Below are 257 nucleotides of genomic sequence, written 5' to 3'. Positions count from 1 at the left end.
ACGACCAGCTCACCAACTTCTACTTGCCCAGCGAGCTGGTGGGGCTCGACGGCATCGATGAGGCCACCTATCCGGGCTCGGTCATCGCCCTGGAAACCACCACGGTGTGCGAGATCCCCTTCGACCGCCTGGACGCCCTCTCGGAACGACTGCCCCAGCTGCGCACCCAGCTCTATCGCAGCATGAGCAAGGAAATGCGCGACGATCGCCGCATGATGCGCCTACTGTCGCGCAAGACCGCCGACCAGCGCCTGGCG

At 65.4% G+C, this 257-nt stretch carries 1 pseudogene; it reads left to right on the top strand.

Annotation, left to right across the window (positions count from 1 at the left end):
* Positions 1 to 257, top strand: a pseudogene (locus CVH10_RS22160) (Crp/Fnr family transcriptional regulator); the annotation flags it as partial.

This window comes from Halomonas sp. ND22Bw (assembly GCF_003011945.1).
GTDB lineage: Bacteria > Pseudomonadota > Gammaproteobacteria > Pseudomonadales > Halomonadaceae > Halomonas > Halomonas halophila.
The sequence above is the reverse complement of the archived record's forward strand: the minus strand, read 5'-3'. Positions and strand labels throughout refer to the sequence as shown.